We start from the raw sequence: 23,634 nt of genomic DNA, 5'->3' as shown, positions 1-23,634 counted from the left end.
CACTGAAGTCTAGACACAAATGAATAAAGAGCGGGCAAAAGGGAGTTTACTTTTGCCCGCTCTTTTATATAGTAAGAAGTCAGTACGATCTATATCATTTTGAAAGAGGGGTTCACATGGAAATGGTAATCGGGCAACAAGCATTAATATCCATCTTCAGTCATATCTTTTTTACAGGGGTAGCTTTTTATGCGCTGCGTGCTGTGATGTTTGAAAACTGGATCAGGAAACATAACGTGCTGCAGGCACAAATTCTTTATATTTTCCTCAGCATTGCTTTAGGCACGATGGTTTCAACATTCTTTTTGAATATATCTTCATGGTCCAGGCAATTGCCATATCTCTTTTGAGCGTTGGCAAATTGTTGTGTTTCCACTTGGTGGGAACAGGCCAATTTGCCAAACCTTAGGTATTTCCCGGGAAATAAATTTCAAAACTATGTTTATTTTCCTATACATGGGGAAAATATTCACTGTAATCAAATTGTAATATAAAGTGTGAGTCGACGGACACAAATCAAACTCTTGTTACGAATCATATAAACAAGCAGTTTTATTCGAGAAAAAATAATCTGCAGGATACTTGTTATTATGATAAATAACGGGTATCATAGTAAAGGTTTTGTTTCTAAATTATGACATTGGACTTTTAAGCGTTTTATATACATTTTAAAGATTTTATTACATATCATTTTTTACATGGAGGGCATTTCAGTGGAACAGATCATTGTTAGAGGCGGAAATAAATTAAAAGGTAAAGTTAGATTGGAAGGTGCGAAGAATGCAGTACTTCCTGTCCTGGCCGGAGCATTGCTTGCGGGTTCAGGAAAAAGCATCATTAAGGAAGTTCCACATTTGGCAGATGTCTATACGATTCAAGAAGTTCTTAAAAGCTTGAACGTAAGCATTGAATACTTCCCGGAAAAGAACGAAATGCACATCGATTCATCGGCAACCCTATCAAGTGAAGCGCAATTTGAATATGTACGAAAAATGAGAGCGTCTATTTTGGTTATGGGTCCGCTTCTTGCACGCAACGGTTTTGCCCGTGTGGCCCTGCCTGGCGGCTGTGCAATCGGATCACGGCCAATCGAACTTCATCTAAAAGGTTTTGAAGCGATGGGTGCAAAAATAACAATCGGCAACGGTTTTGTGGAAGCGGATGTTAACGGCAGATTGCGCGGCGCTAAAATTTATCTGGATTTCCCGAGTGTTGGCGCTACTGAGAACATCATGTCAGCAGCAGCGTTGGCTGAAGGTGTTACCATCATCGAAAACGCAGCAAAAGAGCCGGAAATTGTCGACTTGGCCACTTACATTAACCAAATGGGCGGTAAAGTGATTGGTGCTGGTACCGATACAATCCGTATCGAAGGCGTTGAAGAACTTAAAGGCGCTGAACATTATATCATTCCTGACCGTGTTGAAGCTGGCACATTCATGGTAGCAGCGGCTATCACTGAAGGTGACGTAATAATCGAAAACGCTGTTCCTGAACATATGGCAGCCTTGATTTCTAAACTCGGTGAAATGGGTGTCAGAATTGAAGAGACGGATGAAGGGCTTCGCGTTCAAGCGAGCCATCCACTGCGCTCTATCGATATCAAGACGATGCCTCATCCGGGATTCCCGACAGATATGCAATCTCAAATGATGTCATTGATGCTGACAGCAAAAGGCAATGGTATTTTGACTGAAACCGTTTTTGAAAATCGTTTTATGCATGTTGAAGAATTCCGCCGAATGAATGCTTCAGTAAAAATTGAAGGGCGTTCTGTTATTATGGAAGGACCTTCTAAATTACAAGGCGCTGAAGTCGCAGCCACCGATTTGCGCGCAGCCGCTGCATTGATTCTGGCTGGACTTGCTGCAGAAGGAATTACACGGGTAACTGAATTACAACATCTGGATCGTGGGTATGTAGATTTCCATAAGAAACTAGCATCTCTTGGCGCAGATATCGAACGCGTCATTACAGAAGAAACACCGGTTCTGGAAGAACAGATGGTCTAATACTTCATTTATAATTCAAGGCCGGAAGCATTTTGCTTCCGGTCTTTTTGATTTTATTTTCTGGAATCAATGAACGGTTTGTTTGACGAAATGCATGTATAAATAAAATTTTCTCAAAATAACATATATTCTTTGAAAAATGATGTAGCAGTCTGGAACTTTGTGATAAAATTATCAGTTAGGAGCGTCTTTACAGAATAATACATAATAGATATACAATTACCGGAAGGGGAAACGGGAATGTTCTTTTCAAGAGATATAGGTATTGACCTGGGAACAGCAAATGTTCTGATATACGTTAAGGGCAAAGGTGTCATATTAAATGAACCATCGGTCGTTGCCATGGACCGAAAAACAAATCAGGTGATCGCGGTAGGCGAAGAAGCGAGAAATATGATTGGGCGTACACCAGATAATATTATCGCTATCAGACCTTTAAAAGAAGGCGTCATTGCAGATTTTGACGTCACTGAGATTATGTTGAAATATTTTATCGATAGATTAAAAGTTAAAGGGTTTATGAATAAGCCTCGAATTTTGATTTGCTGTCCGACGAATGTAACCAGTGTCGAACAAAAAGCCATCCGCGAAGCTGCTGAAAAGTCAGGCGGAAAGAAAGTCTACCTCGAGGAAGAGCCGAAAGTGGCTGCCATCGGAACGGGGATGGACATTTACCAGCCGACCGGCAACATGGTTGTGGATATCGGTGGGGGCACAACAGACGTTGCGGTCCTTTCCATGGGCGATATCGTGACAAGCGAATCGATAAAAGTGGCTGGCGATGTTTTTGATGCTGATATTTTGCAGTATGTGAAAAAACAGTATAAATTACTGATCGGCGATCGTACGGCTGAGAATATTAAGATTGAAATTGGTACAGTATTCAAAGGCGGCCGTAAAGAAGAAATGGAAATCCGCGGACGGGACATGGTGTCTGGACTGCCGCGCGTCATTACGGTACACTCAGATGAAATTGAAATGGCATTGCGGGAATCAGTCAATCTGATAGTAGCATCTGCGAAGAACGTGCTGGAACATACACCACCTGAACTGTCAGCAGATATTATTGACAGAGGCGTAATTTTGACAGGTGGAGGCGCTTTGTTGCACGGCATAGAACAATTGCTGGCAGACGAGCTGAAGGTTCCGGTGTTCGTTGCAGAAGATCCGATGAACAGTGTAGCTATTGGTACAGGCATGATGCTGGATAGCCTATCAAGAAAATCCCGCTGAAAAAGGGTCGTTATCTTTTTATATGTACAGCAATAGCAGTTTTTTAGTATAATAGCTACAAGTGCTGTGTAATAAACATGGCCAAGACAGAACTGTTGATGTGCAATGCTCCGCAATGATTTGCAAAAGTATGCATCATTGGAAAGGTTGACGACTTAAATGGCTGAACCAACTAAAAAAGTATCAAAAAGAAAAGAACATAAAAACGAAGAAGCGGCTGGAGAAAAACAGCAGAAAAAGACCTGGTGGGTACAAATCCGCCTTTTTCCGATCTGGCTTCGCATTATCCTTGTGCTTGGCTTGATCGTTCTGGCTGCGGCACTTGGCGCGATGGTCGGATATGGCATAATCGGTGATGGAGAACCAAGAGATGTGTTGAAATGGGAAACCTGGCAGCATATCATCGATATAATGACCGGGAGAAAATAACACATGCTGCACTTTTCTTTCATTTTGTAAAAGGGGTTGGACTCATGTTGACGACAGAACAGATTAAAGCGATTCTACCGCATCGTTATCCATTTTTGATGGTGGACCGGATGTTGGAGCTGGAAGCCGGCAAAAGAGCAGTTGGCCTGAAGAACGTATCGGCCAATGAAGAATTTTTTAACGGCCATTTTCCGGGATACCCAGTCATGCCTGGCGTATTAATCGTCGAAGCGTTGGCGCAGGTGGGTGCGACTGCAGTATTGAAGATGGAAGGCAACGAAGGGCGTCTCGCTTTCTTCGCGGGCATCGATAATTGCCGCTTTAAGCGCCAGGTGGTCCCAGGTGACCAGTTGCGGCTCGAAGTGGAATTGACGAAGCTTAGAGGGCCAATGGGCAAAGGGCACGGCATTGCAACAGTGGACGGCGAAATCGCCTGCGAATGCGATATTCTATTCGCGCTCGGACCGGTTGCTGAAAAATAAGTGAAACGTAAAGGCAGTGCAGATGAAAAAAATCTGCACTGCCTTTTATTGTTCAAAAAATATTATTGGTTGGATTCATCCCTTTTAAGTACCGGGCGTGAACGCATATCACTTTCGAAGCGTTGAAGCAGTTGTTCGCCTTCCAAACCTTCTTCCAGCAATTCCGATAGCAGCGTTTCCGCATATTTGCGGCGGGCGCGTTTCAATGTCCCTTTCATCAGCACGGATATATGATCACCCATTTTTTTCACACCATAAATTCCAACTTCAAAAGTTGCCGGCTCATTTTCCGGATACGAAATGACTACTTTTACATCGTAAATTGCGCCGGAATCCATCATGCTTTTAAATTTTTCCTCATGAGCCAAATCCATCAACATTTCAAGCACCCAGGAACGATGGCTGTTTTCCTGGTTGATGATGATGCCATCTTCAAGAGGGAAATTATGTACTTCTTCATCTTCGACAAGCCCCAGCGACAACATTTTAAAGGTCTTCATCAATATACCTCCCAAATCGATCTTTTTTAAAGTATAGCATAGCCAAGAAATTTCATGCGAATGAAGAAAAAATCTCTAAAGCTTCCAAAAATCTATTTTGAATTTGACATCATCATAACGGAAAAGCCATCGTACATAAGGATTGTAAAGAAAAACAATTTTTATTGGTAAATGAAAAATGAATTATGGCCTGCCAAAAACTTGGTAAATCCTGATTTTCACCTTTTGCATAAAATTCAGTTTATTTAGTAAGCTGAATTTACAGGAAGGAGGTGAAAAATATGAATCAGGTCGGGTTAGTAGGAAGACTGACAAAAGATCCATCGTCTTGGACATTGAGCGAAGGGCGTGTACATACGACGTTCATCGTGGCCGTGTCCCGAAACTTCAGAAACCAGAAAGGCGAAATCGAAAGTGATTTTGTGCTTTGTTCCACATGGGGGAGAACGGCAGTAAATGTGGCGAAGTACTGTGTAAAAGGTTCACTTGTCGCAATTTCGGGGAGGCTTCAATCCCGGCATTATGACAAGGAAGACGGATCAAGAGTCTATGTCACGGAAATTGCGGCTGACCAGGTACGTTTTCTGGACAGAAGAAAAGCGCAAGAAGAAACCGCCCCATTGCAGAAGGAACCAGAATCTGAAGCAGATTTTGATTTCCCAGTGCCGGAAGCGGAACCAGTCAACGTATAATTTGGAAAGATGGGAGGCACTTAGTTATGCCTAAAGAATTACAAGAGCAATTGGAAGTGCATATGGAGCAGTTGATCCGCCTGACAGCTTCGCTTCATAGACGATTGGCAGAGGCGGAACGGGAACTAAGTGAACTCAAGGAGCATTTCCGTTCCGCTGCGAAGGGTTGACGATTTTCACTTATCAGATCAGTTTAGGGGAGCATGTCTGGGTGGGGACCCGGCCATGCTCATTTTATGTTGTAATCTGTAGCAGCCGATATTCCGCAAAATAGCTTCGCTTGCCTGGGGGCTCGCGCTGAGCTAACTCGGTCTCGTTTCACTTCGTCCGAGTGGATCTCGCCCTTCGTCGAAACGACGTTGGAAAGCCAACGCCGTTTCTGCTCCCCATGGCGTCTGCGCTATTTTGCTCCATATCTTTAGAGAATTCTCTCAGCAATGGCGCGGCTATGGACTGAGCGAAGCAATAAGACGAGTGGTTTTCTCGGCTTATTGCGGGAGCTAAGGTCGCCAAGCGAAGGTGGCGCACCTTTGCGACGAGCAGTGCGCAGGAGCATAATCTTTGCCCCTTGTCCTAAGCGCCGAAGCGGCTTATATAAGTTATCTAAACTCATTTATTCTTATAGGGAGTATGTGAACAGCTCTTTCAATTCGTTGTCGGAAAGATCCGTCATCCACTGGCTCGACTGGATGAATTGTTCTGACATGGTCTGTTTCTGCGTCAGCAAGGAATCGATTTTTTCTTCGATCGTGCCGATGGTCACAAATTTATGGACATGCACGAATTGGGTCTGGCCGATTCGGTAGGCACGGTCAGTCGCCTGATTTTCAACGGCTGGATTCCACCATCTGTCGGCGTGCAATACGTGCGTTGCCGCCGTAAGGTTTAAGCCTGTTCCGCCGGCTTTCAGAGAAAGGATGAAAATCGGGAATTTCCCTTGCTGGAAGGCGTTGACCAACGAATCGCGCTGATTTTTCGGCATGCTGCCGGTCAAGAATGGCACTTCGTGGCCATATAGTTCATTGATGGCCTGCTGCAGCAGATGGCCCATGCCGATATATTGCGTGAAAATCAGGCATTGTTCACCGCGCTCGGCAATTTCACCGGCAAGCGTCACTATGCGTTCCAGTTTCTGCGATCTCGGCAGGATTTCTTCTGCAGACGTATAAGGTTCTTTCAAATACAATGCCGGGTGGTTGCATAATTGCTTCAGTTTGCTGAGCATTTTCAGGACGAGCCCTTTTTTCTCGAAACCGGTCAGCGTTTCCATTTTTTGCACCGTATCCTGCACAAGACCTTCGTACAACGCAGCCTGCTCGGGAGTTAACGGGCAATATTCAAGCTGCTCCTGTTTTTCCGGCAGATTCAATTGAAGGTCGGGATCTTTCTTCGTGCGGCGCAGCAGGAATGGCTGGATGCGTTGGCGCAATTTGTCCTTCGCTTCTTCCGAATCATCCCGCTCGATCGGAATCATGAACGTTTCCTGGAATTGCTTGATGCGGTATAGATAGCCTTTATTGATGAAATCGAAAATCGACCAAAGCTCGGAAAGCCGGTTTTCAATCGGCGTTCCTGTCAACGCGATATGATGCTGGCCTTTGAAACGGCGAATCGTACGCGATTGTTTTGTATACATATTCTTGATGTTCTGCGCTTCATCCAAAGTGATGCTGGTCCAATGGAGGTCCTGCATTTCTTCGGCATCTGATGCTGCGATGCCGTATGTGGATAACACCACGTCCGGCTGTTCTGTTGCCAGAAAGCGTGTGAATTCCTCGGCTTTCGGGCGAACCGGCCCGTAATGCATATAGACTTTCAAATCCGGTGCAAAACGTTCAAGCTCTTTTTGCCAGTTGCCGAGCACCGATGTCGGACAGATGATCAGCGAAGGCTGTGGCTGTTTCTCTGAATGGACATGCAAGAGATAGGCAATAAGCTGTACTGTCTTGCCGAGGCCCATGTCGTCGGCGAGACACAGCCCGAATCCTTCCTGTCTCATGAACACCAGATAGTCAAAGCCGATTTTCTGGTAAGGGCGAAGTTCCGTATGCAGATTTTCAGGGATCGCCGTCGGTGGCAAATCCCGCTTATCGAGCAGTTTATCCAATAGGACTTTCAATGATTTATTCAAATTAAATTCGACGAGTGGATCGTCTTCATCTGCCGATTCTTCGAGCATGATTTCCGGAACGTTCTGGAACAGCATATCCTTGATCGTCCAATCGGCATCGTCCGCTTCGTCAATCATTTTGCGGAGCTGCATGAGCAGATTCGAATCGACCCGCACCCATTCGTTCCCGATGCGAATAAATTCCTTGTTGTCAGACACAAGTCTTTCGAAATCCTGCATGCTGAGCTCATGGCCATTCAACGAAAACTGCCAGTCAAAACGGATAATTTGATCTAATCCGACGACCGATGCCTTTTTGGCAGGTGAATGGACATTGGCTTTTACGCGGATTTTCGATTCCTGAACGGCCTGCAGCCAGGAAGGGATGGACACTTCAATGCCGAAAGCCTGTAAAATTTCCGTATCGCTGCGCAAAAATTGAAGCACTTCGGCGTCGGTCCATTCCGCATGGTGGAGCCGGCTTTCGTCAAAACTTTCAATAGACGGGCATAGGCTCAGCACTAACGCCTGCTTCTCTGCAATTTCCGCGTGGCGGCTGCGCCATTTCTCGGGCAGCACTTTTTCAAGCGGTTCATCCATCCGGCGTTTGGAAGGTGTCCAGTAAACACTGCCGCGTTTCGAACGCAGCACGACTTTGAACGACCATTCCGGCGTTTCATCGGGTTCGCTCAATTGAACAGCGATTACATAATCGTCCGCTGGTTCCAGTCCATCCCATCCGGCTTGTTGGATAAAATGCTGGATATAAGGCAATTGCGCAGTCGTCAATCCTTTTTGGCGGAGCTGCTGGCCGATGGTGTCGCTGAGGAACGCTTGTATATCCATATCGCCGTATTTGCTGTCGATGATAATATCGTCGCCTTCCACAGAAACGTGCTCCCATAGACCGGGGTCGTTCAGCGAATCCGAAACTTTTTCGGCAAGTTCGAGCCAGGAAATATCGTCATCGGTCTGGCCTTTAAAGGTGACATAATGGTGGTCGTCGCCATTAAAGAGCCGCACAAAGTCGGCAGGGGACAACACGAGATCCAGTCCATCCATTTCCGATTTCAGACCAAAAAAACTGGTCTTATCCATAAAATACAAATAAGGCGTCCAGATTTCAGGAGGGATGCGATTTCCGGTTTCATTGATTGCCTGAACGCGGAAGCTGTCTCCCTTGGTGACTTTCAAATAGTAAATGCGGCTTCCTTCTGTTTGGAATTGAGTCATACCAAGTTTCCTTTCTCAATCTCTTCCTGCAATGCCCGGAGACGTTTGTTCTGTGTCCGGATTTCTTTCATATAGGATTTCCAAAATTCCATTTGATCGCTCTTTTTGCAGGCGGATTTCATCTTTTTCCAGATGCGAACGGCCTGCTTGTAGCTTGCCCGGCTGCGTTCCTCCAAATGGGACATCGCATAGCGGTGGTAAAGCGGCAGCACAAAATCAGGTGCAGCTTCCTGGACTTCCTTCAAACCGCATTCTTCAGCGAAATAAAGAGGAGAAGAATGCAGGTGATGAAGTTCTGCCCATTGTTTGTATAAGCCTTTTTCAATCAGATAAGTCGAATAGGCCGGCAAGCCATAATGGCCAAATTGGCGGAATAAATCTTCCCAATCCTTTTCATCCAATTGGATCAGGGAGAACAGGCGGCTCAGCGTACGGACGTATTGCTGGCGGTATTGGGTATATAAACCTTCGAAAAGAAAGGTTTTCACATGCGGTTTGACTGCCGTTAAAATAATTTCCAAAGCCTGTATGTTCTTTTCCTGCTCAGCCAGAATGGCGAGCTGGATCCAGTCGTGCGCTTCATATGGTGCGATTTTTTTTACTGCCAATGGGTCTTTCAATAAAATTGCAAAAAAAGCAGTAATCCGTTCATCCGGCCGCGGGAAGGAAGCGAGTTCGCTCTTTCTCAGATGGTCCCCGGTGTAAAGATGGGTCCAGAACAATTGATAAACGGTCAAACGCTGAGATGAAGATCCATCTCTAACAGCCGCAAACGATCGGACCATTTCACGGAGATGGTTGAAGAACGCATCGGATTCAAATGTCCGGTGCTGTCCGTGCAATTGGCCGAGCAGATCCCGCAGGTCGTGCAGTTCATCCTCGAACCACGTTTTGAAGAAGGAATGGTGAACGTCGTTGGTGCCGGATATATAAGTCGGCCAAACTTCAGCCAATGAAATGAAATGGGCATAAGCACGAAACAGTGTTTTCCATTCGCGCTCAAGCGGAACGAAAGACAAAGCGTTTTTCAGGCGGCCTTCATACATCTGTTCAAAGTAAAAATAATTCCTCGACGTATAATCCGGAATCGGATCCCGCCATACACTTTGAATAACTTTCGTCCATTGCTCTGGTGAGCGCTGTTTGTCTCCGGTCCAAAGCTGTTCCTTTTCCTGGGCACGCCAATTGGCCACCCACTCGGATAGTGAACCGACTTTCTGGTACAACGCAAAAATCACCGCAAGCCGGTGCCGGCACATTTCTTCCTGCGGACAAGCACAGACAGCCGTCTCCTTTTCAAAATTCAGGAGGACTCTTACGGCGTGGGCGTCTTTGACACTCGCCTCGAGAAGCAGCCGTTCTTCATTGAATGACTGAATTTGAACGCCGTCATGGCGCACTAAAAAAACCGCTTTTCGAACCATTTCCTCATCCAACGCCCGCGCGGGATAGAGGGATTTCTCGATAGCAGCCATATAATTGTGGATCGTCTCTTCGTATTGTTGTGCCAGGGATTGAACCGTAGCCATTTGCATCGCCCCAAAATAAAACTTTCCTTCTATTATACTTGTTTCAGGCAGGCGCGTAAACGCAGAAGGGAAGTTTGCTTTTGGCCAGCCGCTAAAGTAGATGAAAGTTTGCTGATTTACACGATATCCATGTTGCGATTCAGAAAAAAAAGAGAGCCGATTCAAATTATGGCAAATTATAAAAAACCGGGAAAAAAAGTTGGCACAAAAGCAGATAATTCATGTGCTTTTTAGTTACGAAATGGAGAAATTGTGATAGAATAAATTAAACAGAATATTCTAACATCAGAGAGGGGGGAACTAACATGTTGCATGTTAAAATGATGAAACCGTTTTATACAAAGAAAGAGGATCATCTTGTGAAGTTCGTATTTGCCTACCAGTACCTCTCGATAATGAAAGACGATGAGCTATTTCATTTCATCCCGGTTGAAGGTAAGGAAATCGTAGTCAATACAAATACTTTCCAGGTTGAAAATTTATCCGAAGTATTCGTTTTCCAGAAAGGGAACAGATTTATCCGCCTGCCGCTTTACCAATTATTGCTGGTGTCTGATATCCACATGCATCTCCAGTCAATTCTGCAAGGGGAATATGCAGGTATTGCCGAAATTCCGAATCAGGCAAAATCTGAAGCGATGGAAGCGATTGAATTCCTGGAGCAGGAAAATTTCAATAGAGCGATAGACCACGCCCTCGAGTTAAGGGATGAAGTGATGTTCCATGAACTTATGGCTCAACAACAGCTTAATGGAGGTATGCCAAGTGAAGCCTAGATATATAAAATTTTTACTCGAGTAATGGCGTCTGCCCGGTTAACAATGGGGAGACGTTTTTGTTTGCCTAAAATTCCGCGCAGCAAAATCCCCTTTTTCCTGACAATCCGGAAAAAGGGGATTTATGGTTTATAAGTATACATGAGTCACCTCTACATCATTGTGAAAAAGTTGACGACCAGCATGACGGCTGCTGAGCCAGCGATTCCCAGTGCAAGATCTTCCCATCCAAGTTCCAATGCTTTGTCAAAGTTCATAATAATCCGCTCCTTTTTGGGTTTTGATTTTTCTAGAAGATCTTGCTTGCAAGCTATAAATTTTTGCTATTTTTATAACTTGTTCTCATTGTATTAAAGTATCAAATATTTGTCATGATACTATATGACTAAAAATTCTAAATAATTCAAATATAATAAATAACTTAAGATGTTGAACTTAATAAACCCATAGTAGCCGATATTGCGCAAAACAGCTTCGCTTGCCTGGGGGCTCGCGCTGAGCTAACTCGGACTCGTTTCACTTCGCCCGAGTGGATCTCAGCACTTCGCTTGGTCCCCATGGCGTCTTCGCTGTTTTGCTCCATATCTCTGGGAATTTCTCTCAGCTCAGGTGCGCTCCAGGAGCATAATCTTTGTCCTTGTCCAAAACACCGAAGCGGCATATTTATCGGGTTCTTTAATTCAACCTGTATAGTAAATGAGTAGTTAAAAATGAAATCGGAGCCCATCTGTCAATTCAGAGGCAGTGAGAATTCCGCCAACTTGATGAATGGCTGTGGCATTGCTATATTGTAGGGAAGTGAAGTGTTGGCCGAAGGTAGTTCGGCCGACGCTTTGCGACGAAGTTAGCGAAGCGATGCAGGAGCAGGGTTTTTGGCAAGCAAGCTGCTTTAAGGAATGTCGGCTACTACAGAATATTAACTCAACTTATTTTTATACTATATCCACATAAAAGGAGCAGATACATATGAGAACATTGCCGAAACGGTTGAAACGCGGAGATACGGTTGGGGTGATTGCACCATCCAGTCCCCCAAACCTTGAGAATTTGAAAAAGGCGCTGCCATTCTTGGAAGAGCTCGGCTTGAAAGTGAAAATGGGCAGCTCGGTGGAAGCGAAGCACGGTTATCTTGCGGGAACGGAAGGAGAACGGCTGGCAGATTTGCATGCCATGTTCGAAGATCCTGAAGTAGCAGGCATCATCTGTGCGGGAGGCGGATACGGAGCTGCCCGATTGGCAGACCGGATAGATTTTGGCATGATTAAGGAAAACCCGAAAGTTTTTTGGGGCTACTCGGATATCACGTACTTGCATACGGCGATTGGACAATTTGCGGATCTTGTGACATTCCACGGACCGATGCTGGCTTCTGATGTCGGAAAAAAAGAATTCCATGAGCGCAGCGGCCGCATGTTCGGGCAATTATTCGAGCCATTCGAGCTCCATTATGACGAAGGCATTTCCACATTGACCGCACTTAGCAGAGGCGTTGCACAAGGGGAATTGGTCGGCGGCAACTTGTCGGTATTGCGGAGCGGAATTGGAACGAAGTTTGAAATCAATACAAAAGACAAGATTTTATTGATTGAAGATACAGGTGAACAGCCGTATGAAGTGGATGAAATATTGAACCAGCTGCGGCTGGCGCGGAAATTCGAGGGCTTAGCAGGTGTCGTGATCGGCGACTTCAAGGATTCCGAGCCGAAAAAGCCGGAAGAATCGCTGCGCCTGGATCAGGTATTTGACCATTATTTCAAGGATCTGGGTGTGCCGGTCGTAAAAGGATTCAAGATCGGCCATTGCGAACCGCATTTTTCGGTGCCGCTTGGAGCGGAGGCAAAACTGGATGCCGATGAGATGGCCTTGACGATTTTGCCGGGTGTCCAATGATGATAATTCCACGTTTTTATGATATAATGAATAGATATTGTTGCTAAAAGAGAGGCGTGGATAACAATGGCATTCCAACCACATGAAAAAGAAGTATCAGAATTCGTAGCTGCCCGTTTTATCGGAGAATGGATTTCTTTCACCCGTAATGACGTTGAAGTCAGTGGAACTATTTTTAAAATTATGGACAACTCGGTGATTGTTGAAATTTCACCTGAAGATGCGAAAGAAATTGGCGCACCATCCAACATGACCGTAATTTCACATAAGAAATATAAAATTGTTGCAGATCAATAGCATCAATGGAAATGGAAACTTTCGCAGCCTGCGGAAGTTTTTTTCTTTGGAGAAATATTGATAGCCCAACGTTTATTGAAAAATCTCTTTTGTAATATGTACCAATTTAAGCATTCCAAAGTGCATCGGTTTTTGGTAAAGTAAGGTAAGATAAACATAAGCGGATTTCACTCGCCACGAAGGGAATAAGGCCATATGATATTTGATTTTAAGTTCTGGCATTATTTCGCCAGACAGGGACAGCTTATACATAATCTTGAAAATTCGGAAATGCGGTTTTTCAATAAGCGGCTCGGGTGGATTTTCGCTTTGGGAATCCTGCTTTTTGCTTTGCGTGAAATTTGGGGGATGAACACCTCTTCCTTGACGCCATACCTCGTTGCCGGAGATTTTGACACATACACATTAGCGCGATGGACATCACTCGCAGGCACATTGATCTGGGCCGGAATTTACCTGGCTTTTCACACTTATGGAGCGGCGTATCTGTTCAGCCGCATTTTGAAAACGCCGTGGCGCGCAGCCTTGGTGATGCAAACTTACGTGACGGCGATTCTAGTCATCGAGAAAGCGTTGCTGTTTTTCATTTTCGCAATACTCGGCTACACAACTTATTTGTCCCTGTTTTCATTTGGCCCGCTGGCGGCATTGCTTTTTGATCATGCCTTTATCATATTGACGTTCAATCAGCTGACGGTTTTCACATCGCTCATCATTGCCATTCAATACCGTTTCCTTCGCAATTATGTGGAATTCTCACCGAAATTATTGCTGTTCGGACTTATACTTCTGCATTTGATTATCGCAATGATGATTGGCGCATTAAGCTTTGTGCCACTTGCGGACATGCTTGAAGGCTTTACGGAAGGAGTGGTTCCAGGTGAATAAATACTTTGCGATCGGCTTATCAATTGCCATCACCGCTTTCCTGGCGACGAATGCGATCCTACTGTTCAGCGACAAGAGCCTTGTTCCGAAAAAAGTCTATATCAGTGAATATGAACGTACATACACGAGCAATTATACGGAGAAATTGCCGAAAGAGGCAGTTACAGCACCACTTGGAGCCACAGAAATCTTCATCCAGGATTCCGACGCCATCGAACAATGGATCATCAATGAAGGCGATTATGTCGAAGCCGGAACTGAACTGGCACTGCTGAACGAATCGCAAAGTGAGGAACAGCGCGCAATTTGGCAAGTGCAGGAATCAGCGCTCCTTGGCGAATTGCTTGAAGTCCAAAACGCTATAAGAAATCTTGAAACGGCCCGTTCCCGCCAGTCCAGCTCCAACCCCAGCTCAGACTCAAACACTTCAACCAGTCGTGACACCGTGACCACTGAAGAAGGGGATACGGTAGAACTGGATGTGAATGTGTCATGGTCAACGTCATTGAATGTCGAAGTTCCACAAGATGGTACCTATGCCGCTGGAATTGCGGAGGCCGAGCAGCGCATCGCGGCCATTGAAACCGAATTGGCCGTCGTTGCCGCTCAATTGGATCAGAATACGGCCAATCCCGCGCTGGTCAGTCCGATTGAAGGCATCGTCGGGAAGATCGATGCCCGTTCAGAACCGATGAGCGTTGAAATTTATTCGAATGAAAAATTATTCATGACCTATGTAATTGAAGAAGAATGGAGCGAAGTCAACGCCGAAGATCGTGTCTTCGTTCATGTCGACGGAATTACGCAGGCCATGCCTGCCAGAGTGCACAGCATATCCCAGCTGCCGGCAGGCAATTCCAAGTGGCTGGAGGCTTACCGCGCACTCGACCCTGTCGACCAAGCCAATCCGATTGCGATATACGAAGTCCTCATCATCACGGATGAGCCAATCACAGACGCCGTTCCGTACGGCAAAACCGCTAATGCTTCGATTATCATCAATGAAGCAACAGATGCGGTTGCCCTAACAGACGCCTGGATATTCGATCGCTATGACGGCACCGGCAAAACTTTCGTATTGAATGAAAACGGACGGGCTGAAGCATTGCCGGTTTCAATTGCATTCGGCCTGGACGGCAAAGCCATTTTAAGTGATGGCGTGCAGCCCGGAGCAACAGTGGTGGACAATGAACTGCTGAGGAAATTCGGTTCAGCGCCACTTACATTTGTGCCATTCCCAAGCATTCAGCCGGACATGGAGCATGCCGAAAACACCTATTGGCGCAAATACGTGGAATATCTTTTAGCAAGGTAATAAATGAAACCCGCTGGCTGCTGCCTGCGGGTTTTTGTGTGGTTATTGCGGATTTAACGGATAAAAGATTTTATCTAATGGATAGCGTTGCTTATCTCACCGTTGGAGGGGTTTATCTCACGGTACCCACCTTTTATCTAACGAGTCCACTTTTCCTCCGCCATTCATCGAAAGAACAAACCAACAATCTGAACGGAAAGCAGTCCGCTCCTGGCGGTCGCCGCCCGATCTTGGGTAATAGGGGGTTGGGTCATTTGGAGTGGGGTTTATCTAATGGTCAGAGGGATTTATCTCACGGTAGAGCATTTTTATCTCACCGTTGGAGGGATCTATCTCATGGTATCCACCTTTTATCTAACGAGTCCACTTTTCCTCTGCCATTCATCGAAAGAACAAACCAACAAACGGAATGGAAAGCAGTCCGCTGCTGGCGGACTGCCCAGTGGGCGGCGGAGGCCGCCCGATCTTGGGTAATAAGGGGTTATTCTATTGGAGTGGGGTGTATCTAATGTTTAAAGGAATTTATCTAACGGTTAGAGGGATTTATCTCACCGTATATGTGATTTATCTAATGGTTAGCGGATTTTATCTAATAATTCATTGTCCGCCCAATAAGCTCCACAAAAAATCCCCACCCTCATTATTTTTTTAGAAAATAATGGTATTATAAGAAAATGATACGAACAGAAATGGAGTGGGATAGATGAACGAAATGGATTGGCGGTTTAAGATTGCCCACCGGGAAGCGCTGATTGGCGTGGGGCTGGCGCTGTTCAATTTTGTCTGGTGGTTCGGCTTTGCGTATGGCATGGGCTCGCGGCCGGTGGAAGAGTATACCTACGTCTTCGGATTGCCGGCATGGTTTTTCTATAGCTGCATCGTTGGCTTCCTGGTAATCGCAGTGCTCGTGATTATCATTGTGAAATTCTTCTTTGTGGAAGTGCCGTTTGAAGATGAAGAGGAGGAACAACGATGAATTATGCTGTGTTGATTCCGATGATCGTTTTTCTTATCCTCATCTTCTTTATCGGCTATTGGTCGAGCCGCAAGCTGGCATCGTCTTCGAATTTCATCAGCGATTATTTCCTCGGTGGCCGCGAACTCGGCGGTTTTGTGCTGGCGATGACGATGGTCGCAACTTACGGCAGTGCCTCCAGTTTCCTCGGAGGTCCCGGAACCGCCTACACGATGGGCTTCGGCTGGGTGCTGCTGGCAATGACGCAGGTTGTCACCGGCTATTTCGTGCTGATGATTCTCGGCAAAAAATTTGCCATCATGGCGCGCCGCTATAAGGCGGTGACGATGATTGATTTCCTGAAAGCCCGCTACAACAGCAAAGCTGTGGTCCTATTGTCCGCGCTCAGCATCATCATCTTCCTGTTTTCCGCCATGGCAGCCCAGTGGATCGGCGGCGCGCGGCTCATCGAATCGCTGACGGGGCTGTCCTATAATTCTGCGCTGTTCCTGTTTGCGGTCAGCGTGCTGGTCTATGTCACGATCGGCGGTTTCCGCGCGGTTGCGCTGACGGATGCTGTGCAGGGTGCCGTCATGCTCGTCGGAACGGCGATCCTGCTGGTAGCGGTTATTATTGCAGGCGGCGGAATTCCGAATATCGTTCAGGATTTAATCAATGAAAACCCGAATCTCGTGACGCCTTACGGAGCGGATGGCAATTTATCCGCGGCATATGTGTCGTCTTTCTGGATACTCGTCGGCGTCGGCGTAGTCGGGCTGCCGCAGATTGCCGTGCGGGCAATGTCCTATAAAAATTCCCGCGCCATGCACCGCGCGCTGATCATCGGAACGCTCGTCACCGGCATCATCATGCTCAATATGCATCTCATCGGTGTATTCGCGCGTCCCATTCTGCCGGGCATCGATGTCGGCGATAAAGTCATTCCGCTGATCGCCCTCCAAACCTTACCGCCGTGGCTCGCAGGCATTGTCCTCGCGGCACCGATGGCGGCAATCATGTCGACAGTCGATTCGCTGCTCTTAATTGTCAGCTCGTCGATTGTCCGCGACGTCTATTTGAATTACATAAAACCGGAAGCGGAACTGAAGACCATCAAACGCATTTCGTTCGGCGTCACGGGGTTGCTCGGAATTGGCGTGTTCCTGCTGGCGCTGGATCCGCCGGACTTATTGATCTTCCTGAATTTATTCGCGTTCGGCGGTTTGGAAGCGGCGTTCGTCTGGCCGATTGTGCTCGGGCTGTACTGGAAGTGGGGCAATAAATACGGGGCCATCGCGTCAATGGTGACGGGGATTGGCACTTATGTCGCGCTGCATTTTTACAACCAAGCGTACGGCAATCTGCTCGGCGTCCATACTGTGACGTTTCCGGTGCTGCTGTCACTCGTGGCCTTTATCGCTTTCAGCCTGCTGATCGGGCGAAAAGCATATGATTATTCGGCGTAGTATTTACTTTCCCCGCAACGAGGAGTAAAATGGATGTTTATTCCGATACCCGAAAGAAGGCATGACTGGATTGAAGCAATGGAAAGTATATATGATCTTGACCGCCGTCATGATCGTTTGGGGATTTAATCTCGCAACAGTTAAATATATGGTCGAATTTGTCGGCCCGGTTACTTTGACGGCATTCCGCATACTTGTCGCAGGGATTTCGGTCTTCGTCATTCTCGGCTACTTCAAGCTTCTTCGCTGGCCAAGCCGCATCGATTGGAAATACATCCTGCTGGGATCGTTATTGAACGTCGTCTCGCATCATTATTTCCTGTCGAATGCGCTGACTTTGACCACCGGCACAAATGCCGGGTTAATCCTCGGCACGGGGCCGATGCTGACGGCGGTGCTGGTGGCACTGATCATGCGCAATTATCCGTCTCGCCTGCAATGGATCGGCGTTGTCATCGGCCTTGCCGGCGTCGTCCTCACAGTGCGCGTCGGCAGCGGTCCGACAAGCGGCATGAATCTCGGTGATTTGTTTGTCTTCATCTCAATCCTGACGCAGGTACTCAGCTATATCGTCATTGCCAACGCGGCGAAAAATCTGGATCCGCGGCTGATGACGGGCTATATGTTCATCGCCGGCAGCATCGTGCTGTTCTTCATCTCGCTCATCCAGGAACCGGGCGGCATGGCGGCATTTGCGGAAGTTCCACCTGTATTCTGGTGGGCATTCGTATTCTCGGCCGTGCTCGGCACCTCGGTCGGCCATATGCTGTTCAATTACTCGATCGGCCAAACCGGTCCGACAAAAGCGGCGATTTTCATGAATCTCAATACATTATTTTCACTCATCGCAGCGGCCATCATTTTGGATGAAACCATTCTGCCCGGTCACCTCGGCGGCTTTGTGCTCATTGTGATCGGCGTTCTCTTCGGCTCAGGTGCCGCAGAAGACATGCTTAGAAAAAGAAAAAAACGGTTCAGCGCCCGCTGAACCGTTTTTTCTTGTTCTTATGGCAATTATTAATTATGATGAAACCAACAGGAGAATTTATTGCTGACTGTGAATATCCTACCTGTTATTATTCAGTACGAAAAGAATATAATAGAAGAAACTACTGAATGGATCGGAGCTCATTATGACCTTAACCCTTAATCCCCGGGCGGAAGCGCTCGTTATTTCCGGCATACGCCAGTTTTTCAATCAGCTGGTGGATTACCCGGACGCCATTAACCTGACAATCGGTCAACCTGATTTCCCGACACCGGAAGCGGTGAAGCGCGCCGGTATGGATGCGATTGCAGCCAATAAAACAAGTTATTCCCATAACGCAGGGCTGATCGAGCTGCGCCAGGAAGTGGCATCATTTTTCAGCGACAGCTACGGGCTCACTTATAATCCGCAATCAGAAATCATCATCACGAACGGTGCCAGCGAAGCGCTCGATTCGGTGCTTCGGACCATTATTGAAGAAGGCGACGAAGTCATCATTCCCGCCCCGTGCTATGCGGGGTACGTGCCATTGGTCGAGTTGAACGGCGGCAAAGCGGTGCTGCTGGATATTTCGGATACCGGATTGGTGCCGGATCCGCAGCGTTTGGCAGCGGCCATTACGGATAAAACGAAAGCGGTGCTGTTTAATTTCCCGTCAAATCCGACCGGCGTCAGTTTAAATAAAGCCGATACCGAAGCGCTGGTTGAGGTATTGAAGAAACATGACATCTTTATCGTGGCGGATGAAATTTACTCGGAAAATGTCTTCGAAGGTGATCATGTTTCATTCGCGTGCTATAACGACATTAAAAATCGGACCTTCCTCGTGCACGGCCTGTCGAAATCGCATTCGATGACGGGCTGGCGGATGGGCTTTTTGCTGGGGCCGGAACAATATATGAAGCATATTTTAAAAGTGCATATGTACAATACAGTGTGCGCGTCCCTGCCAAGCCAGCATGCGGCGATCGAGGCGTTGCGCAATAACCGCTTTGTGCCGGATGAAATGAATGCCGCCTACAAAATGCGGCGTGATTATGTCTACGGCAAATTGGTGGAAATGGGCTTTGACGTCGTCAAGCCGACTGGTGCATTTTACATATTCCCATCCATCGAGAAATTCGGCCTTTCTTCCTTCGACTTCGCCACGCGCCTGTTGAAAGAAGGGGGAGTCGCGGCAGTGCCGGGCTCGGCTTTTACTGAACACGGCGAAGGCTTCCTGCGCATTTCGTATGCCTATGCGATGCCAACACTCGAACTCGCGATGGAGCGGATAGCCGAATGGCTGAAAACTGTGCAAGTCACGGAAAGGGGATAAGATATGGATCTATTATGGGGAACACCGGAGAAATTGCAGGCATTGCTTTGTGAAATGGTCAGCTGGAAAAGTATTACACTGTCAGAAGGGGAAGTGGAGTTCGCCTATAAGCTGAAAGACAAGCTGGAGCAAATCCCTTATTTCCAGGAAAATCCAGATAAAATTTACCTCGGTGAAGTCAATTGGGATCGCCAATACGTCACCGCTCTATACAAACACCCGGAAGCGACAGATACGATTGTCCTGATGAGCCATTTTGATACCGTCCAAACAGGGGAATACGGCGATTTGGAGCCGCTCGCCTGCAATCCGCTGGAGTTGACGGAAGCCATGAAAGGGATTCGCGACGAACTGGATGAATACGCGCAGGCAGACCTCGATTCGGGTGAATATTTGTTCGGCCGCGGCACGATGGACATGAAAGCAGGCATCGCGATGCATATGGCGATGCTCGAAAAAGCCGCTGCCAATGAATGGCCGATCAACCTCGTGCTATTATCCGTGCCGGATGAGGAAGTCAATTCAGCCGGCATGCGCTACAGTGTCAGCAAATTGCTCGACCTCGAACGCGAATACGAACTGGAATATATTTTATTTCTGAACGGCGAGCCTTCATTCGCGCAGCAGCCGGGTGACCAGGACCATTATATCTACACCGGCTCGATCGGCAAAATTATGCCATCCGCCATGTTCTACGGCAAAGAGACGCATGTCGGCGAACCGTTGTCAGGCATCACGTCGAGCTATATTTCGACCTATCTGACCCACCGCATGGAATGGAATCCGACGTTCAAAGAAACGGTCTTCGGCGAAACGACTCCCTTGCCGGTAACGCTGAAGCAACGTGATTTCAGGAATACCTATTCGGCGCAGACCCCGTACCGCAGCTATGCGATGTACAATGTCTTCATGATGGAACACAGTGCCAAACAGGTTTTCGACTTGTTTCAAAAAGTGGCAAAAGAAGCGGCTGCGCATTGCATGGAAGATTATATGGCGATGTGCCGCAATGAAAACATCGAACCGGTCGGGGTGCTTCGGGTCATGCGCTACGAAGATCTGGTGAAATACGCACTCGAGAAATTCGGTATTGAGTATTTCAACGACTTGATCCGGGATACATTGATGCATCCGGAATGGGACGTCCGCGATAAGTCGATGCACATCACCGATATCCTGCTGCTCAATTGCCAGGAACTGACGCCGGCGATTGTGATCATGTTCGCGCCGCCATATTACCCGGCGGTCAATTCGTCAGAAGACGAACTGGTCAAAAATTGCGTCGCGCAGATCAAGGAAAACGCTATGACAAAATTTGGCCATGAACTCAATCAAATCCATTATTTCAATGGCATTTCCGATCTGAGCTACGTCAATTACGGCGACCAGGAAGACGGCTGGATCACTTACGAAAACAATACGCCGGTTTACGGCGAAGCCTACAGCATCCCGTTCCAAGCAATGAAAGAATTAAAAGCGCCGGTTCTCAACATCGGCCAATTCGGCAAAGATGCCCATAAACGCACCGAACGCCTCCACATCAAAAACGCATTCGAAGTGATGCCTGCGCTGTTGGAGGAAATGATTTTGTCTATACCAGTGAAGAGCCGCCTGTGAGGGGGGGCTTTTTTTTGTGTTGTGAGAGTGAGTCGTTAGATAAAATCGGCTTACCATTAGATAAATCACACTAACGGTGAGATAAAAGTGGATAACCATGAGATAAACCCCACTAACCATTAGATACACCTCACTCCCAAAGAAAACCCCATATTACCCAAGATCGGGCGGCGTCCGCCGCCCACTGGGCAGTCCGCCAGCAGCGGACTGCATTCCATTCCGAATGTTGGTTTGTTCTTTCGGAAAATGGCGGAAGAAAAGTGGAATCGTTAGATAAAAGGTGGATACCGTTAGATAAACCCATCCAACGGTGAGATAAAAGCGCTCAACGGTTAGATAAACGTCGTCATCCATTAGATAACCCCTACCAAATGAGCCAACCCCTTTATTTCCCAAGATCGGGCGGCGTCCGCCGCCCACTGGGCAGTCCGCCGGCAGCGGACTGCTTTCCATTCAGATGTTCGTTCATTCTTTCGGTGAATGTCGGAAGAAAAGTGGACTCGTTAGATAAAAGGTGGATACCGTTAGATAACCCCCTCCAACGGTGAGATAAAATAACTCAATCGTGAGATATCCTCATGGAACGAGTAGATAAGCACATGTGGAAAATTGAATCACACTATAAATATCAAAAGTTTAGTTTCAAATCTCATTTTTGGCGCGAAATAGGCCTTCAAATATTTAATTTGGATATATATGGAATATTTTCGTTGTGTTTGCTATTGTTAACAAAGGGGTGGCTACAATTATCATCAAACATCGGAAGCGGCCAATTAAGATTGCAGGATACGAAGCTTTATTAAAAAGATTGCCCGTATTTCATGCAAAACGGGAACTTATTGGGGATATTATTAAGTCCAGCAATGCGGGATTTGGTGGAGAAGAGCGATTGGATTATTTAATGAAGCAATTCGAACCGGATTATCCATATTTAATTATCCAGGACTTATCGGTATCTACTAACATGGATTTCCAAATTGACACACTTTTATTGACCCAGTCGTGCACAATTTTATTGGAAGTAAAAAATATTTCAGGCAGGCTTAGGTTTTGTGTAAATCCAAGTGCATTGCATCAAACGACATCAACCGGACAAGAAAAAGGATATAAAAGTCCTTTGGTACAGATGGAAGTTGCGAAGTGGAAGTTTGAAAAGCTGCTCGAAAGTCTTGACGTTTCACTGCCGGTCTATACATTTGTTGTAATTGCTTACCCCAACCAGATTGTCGAGAATACGCCTCCGGGCTCTGTAATTTGGAGTGCCGATGAGGTGGTAATCCGATTACAGAATTTCAAAATGCCGAATGATCAACTTTCTATCGATGAAATGCATAAGGTTGGTCAACAATTGTTAAGCGTAGCGACTGAATATAATCCCTTTCCACTTGCGCCAAAACACAACATCAACGCGAGAGACATAGGAAAAGGCGTTTATTGTCCAAACTGCGAATCTATAAAAATGAACAGAATAAAGCGCTCCTGGCATTGTCCGTCCTGTAAGTTACAAAGTTTAACCGCGCATCATGAAGCAATACAAGAATGGTTTATGTTAATAAAATCAAGTATTTCCGCTGCCGAGTGCAAAGATTTTTTGGAATTGGAGCATCTTTCCACAGCTAGGAATATGCTAGTTCACCCCAATTATCAAAAAATAGGAAGCAATAAAAAAAGACGATATTTTATAAAGGACCAGGCGGACATTCATGAGACTTGAATGTCCTTTTTTTTGTGGAGAAAAAATGGAGGAGACCTCTATTAATAGGTATTGGCTATAGTGGAGAAACTGGGAGTGATGCAGTAGAAAAATAGATAAACCTCTTCAACCATTAGACAAAAGGGGCTAACGGTGAGATAAAAGTGAGTAACGGTGAGATAAACCCCGTCAACCATTAGATAAACCTCCA

22 protein-coding genes are annotated in these 23,634 nt (G+C 46.5%); 18 read left to right on the top strand and 4 right to left on the bottom strand.

Annotated elements, in window-relative coordinates:
* Positions 1–116: 116 nt before the first annotated feature.
* From DHX103_RS04110 to fabZ, 5 genes are all read left to right on the top strand, one after another.
* Positions 117–350, top strand: a complete 234-nt coding sequence (locus tag DHX103_RS04110; RefSeq protein WP_422124002.1) for a DUF1146 family protein — start codon at positions 117–119, stop codon at positions 348–350.
* A 363-nt stretch (positions 351–713) separates the two neighbouring features.
* Entirely contained in the window at positions 714–2,012 is a 1,299-nt protein-coding gene (murA, locus tag DHX103_RS04105; protein WP_422124001.1) for a UDP-N-acetylglucosamine 1-carboxyvinyltransferase, read from the top strand.
* Between the two features lie 240 nt (positions 2,013–2,252).
* Positions 2,253–3,245, top strand: a complete 993-nt coding sequence (locus DHX103_RS04100; RefSeq protein ID WP_422124000.1) for a rod shape-determining protein — start codon at positions 2,253–2,255, stop codon at positions 3,243–3,245.
* Between the two features lie 159 nt (positions 3,246–3,404).
* On the top strand, positions 3,405–3,674 hold the full coding sequence (locus DHX103_RS04095; protein ID WP_422123999.1) for a DNA-directed RNA polymerase subunit beta: 270 nt from the start codon (positions 3,405–3,407) through the stop codon (positions 3,672–3,674).
* 44 nt (positions 3,675–3,718) lie between these two features.
* Positions 3,719–4,156 carry a 3-hydroxyacyl-ACP dehydratase FabZ gene (gene fabZ / locus DHX103_RS04090; RefSeq protein ID WP_422123998.1) on the top strand — a complete coding sequence of 146 codons (438 nt, stop codon included), beginning with the start codon at positions 3,719–3,721 and terminating at the stop codon, positions 4,154–4,156.
* Between the two features lie 62 nt (positions 4,157–4,218).
* On the opposite strand, the gene DHX103_RS04085 is transcribed toward fabZ, so the two are convergent.
* Positions 4,219–4,656 (bottom strand): YwpF family protein, encoded by a 438-nt coding sequence (locus tag DHX103_RS04085; protein ID WP_422123997.1) that lies wholly within the window; start codon positions 4,654–4,656, stop codon positions 4,219–4,221.
* A 281-nt stretch (positions 4,657–4,937) separates the two neighbouring features.
* Between DHX103_RS04085 and DHX103_RS04080 the strand changes: the two genes are divergently transcribed.
* The gene (locus tag DHX103_RS04080) at positions 4,938–5,348 is read left to right on the top strand and encodes a single-stranded DNA-binding protein (RefSeq protein ID WP_422123996.1); all 411 of its coding nucleotides are present in this window, start codon (positions 4,938–4,940) and stop codon (positions 5,346–5,348) included.
* A 26-nt stretch (positions 5,349–5,374) separates the two neighbouring features.
* Positions 5,375–5,518 (top strand): hypothetical protein, encoded by a 144-nt coding sequence (locus DHX103_RS04075; RefSeq protein WP_422123995.1) that lies wholly within the window; start codon positions 5,375–5,377, stop codon positions 5,516–5,518.
* Between the two features lie 449 nt (positions 5,519–5,967).
* On the opposite strand, the gene DHX103_RS04070 is transcribed toward DHX103_RS04075, so the two are convergent.
* On the bottom strand, positions 5,968–8,691 hold the full coding sequence (locus DHX103_RS04070; protein ID WP_422123994.1) for a DEAD/DEAH box helicase: 2,724 nt from the start codon (positions 8,689–8,691) through the stop codon (positions 5,968–5,970).
* Positions 8,688–10,220: a hypothetical protein gene (locus DHX103_RS04065; RefSeq protein WP_422123993.1), complete on the bottom strand. Its 1,533-nt coding sequence runs from the start codon at positions 10,218–10,220 to the stop codon at positions 8,688–8,690. Before DHX103_RS04065 ends, DHX103_RS04070 begins: the two co-directional genes overlap by 4 nt.
* A gap of 305 nt (positions 10,221–10,525) precedes the next feature.
* On the opposite strand from DHX103_RS04065, the gene DHX103_RS04060 reads away from it, so the two are divergent.
* From DHX103_RS04060 to DHX103_RS04015, 10 genes are all read left to right on the top strand, one after another.
* On the top strand, positions 10,526–10,996 hold the full coding sequence (locus tag DHX103_RS04060) for a transcriptional regulator (RefSeq protein WP_422123992.1): 471 nt from the start codon (positions 10,526–10,528) through the stop codon (positions 10,994–10,996).
* 966 nt (positions 10,997–11,962) lie between these two features.
* Positions 11,963–12,886, top strand: coding sequence for a S66 peptidase family protein (locus tag DHX103_RS04055; protein ID WP_422123991.1), 924 nt, complete (start codon positions 11,963–11,965; stop codon positions 12,884–12,886).
* Positions 12,887–12,952: 66 nt separating this feature from the next.
* Complete coding sequence (locus tag DHX103_RS04050; protein WP_422123990.1) at positions 12,953–13,183, top strand: DUF2187 family protein; 231 nt, start codon at positions 12,953–12,955, stop codon at positions 13,181–13,183.
* A gap of 195 nt (positions 13,184–13,378) precedes the next feature.
* Positions 13,379–14,071: a hypothetical protein gene (locus DHX103_RS04045; RefSeq protein WP_422123989.1), complete on the top strand. Its 693-nt coding sequence runs from the start codon at positions 13,379–13,381 to the stop codon at positions 14,069–14,071.
* The gene (locus DHX103_RS04040) at positions 14,064–15,386 is read left to right on the top strand and encodes an efflux RND transporter periplasmic adaptor subunit (RefSeq protein WP_422123988.1); all 1,323 of its coding nucleotides are present in this window, start codon (positions 14,064–14,066) and stop codon (positions 15,384–15,386) included. The genes DHX103_RS04045 and DHX103_RS04040 overlap by 8 nt, the downstream gene beginning before the upstream one ends.
* A gap of 703 nt (positions 15,387–16,089) precedes the next feature.
* Positions 16,090–16,362, top strand: a complete 273-nt coding sequence (locus tag DHX103_RS04035) for a YhdT family protein (RefSeq protein WP_422123987.1) — start codon at positions 16,090–16,092, stop codon at positions 16,360–16,362.
* Entirely contained in the window at positions 16,359–17,807 is a 1,449-nt protein-coding gene (gene panF, locus DHX103_RS04030; protein ID WP_422123986.1) for a sodium/pantothenate symporter, read from the top strand. The genes DHX103_RS04035 and panF overlap by 4 nt, the downstream gene beginning before the upstream one ends.
* 70 nt (positions 17,808–17,877) lie before the next feature.
* The gene (locus DHX103_RS04025; protein WP_422123985.1) at positions 17,878–18,795 is read left to right on the top strand and encodes a DMT family transporter; all 918 of its coding nucleotides are present in this window, start codon (positions 17,878–17,880) and stop codon (positions 18,793–18,795) included.
* A 145-nt stretch (positions 18,796–18,940) separates the two neighbouring features.
* Positions 18,941–20,113, top strand: a complete 1,173-nt coding sequence (locus DHX103_RS04020; RefSeq protein WP_422123984.1) for an aminotransferase class I/II-fold pyridoxal phosphate-dependent enzyme — start codon at positions 18,941–18,943, stop codon at positions 20,111–20,113.
* A 3-nt stretch (positions 20,114–20,116) separates the two neighbouring features.
* Positions 20,117–21,730, top strand: coding sequence for a M20/M25/M40 family metallo-hydrolase (locus DHX103_RS04015; protein ID WP_422123983.1), 1,614 nt, complete (start codon positions 20,117–20,119; stop codon positions 21,728–21,730).
* A gap of 153 nt (positions 21,731–21,883) precedes the next feature.
* Here DHX103_RS04015 and DHX103_RS04010 read toward each other — a convergent pair whose 3' ends face one another.
* Positions 21,884–22,084 (bottom strand): hypothetical protein, encoded by a 201-nt coding sequence (locus DHX103_RS04010; RefSeq protein ID WP_422123982.1) that lies wholly within the window; start codon positions 22,082–22,084, stop codon positions 21,884–21,886.
* A gap of 358 nt (positions 22,085–22,442) precedes the next feature.
* Between DHX103_RS04010 and DHX103_RS04005 the strand changes: the two genes are divergently transcribed.
* On the top strand, positions 22,443–23,444 hold the full coding sequence (locus DHX103_RS04005; RefSeq protein ID WP_422123981.1) for a nuclease-related domain-containing protein: 1,002 nt from the start codon (positions 22,443–22,445) through the stop codon (positions 23,442–23,444).
* Positions 23,445–23,634: the final 190 nt, after the last annotated feature.

The organism is Planococcus daihaiensis (genome assembly GCF_049262615.1).
GTDB lineage: Bacteria > Bacillota > Bacilli > Bacillales_A > Planococcaceae > Planococcus.
The sequence above is the reverse complement of the archived record's forward strand: the minus strand, read 5'-3'. Positions and strand labels throughout refer to the sequence as shown.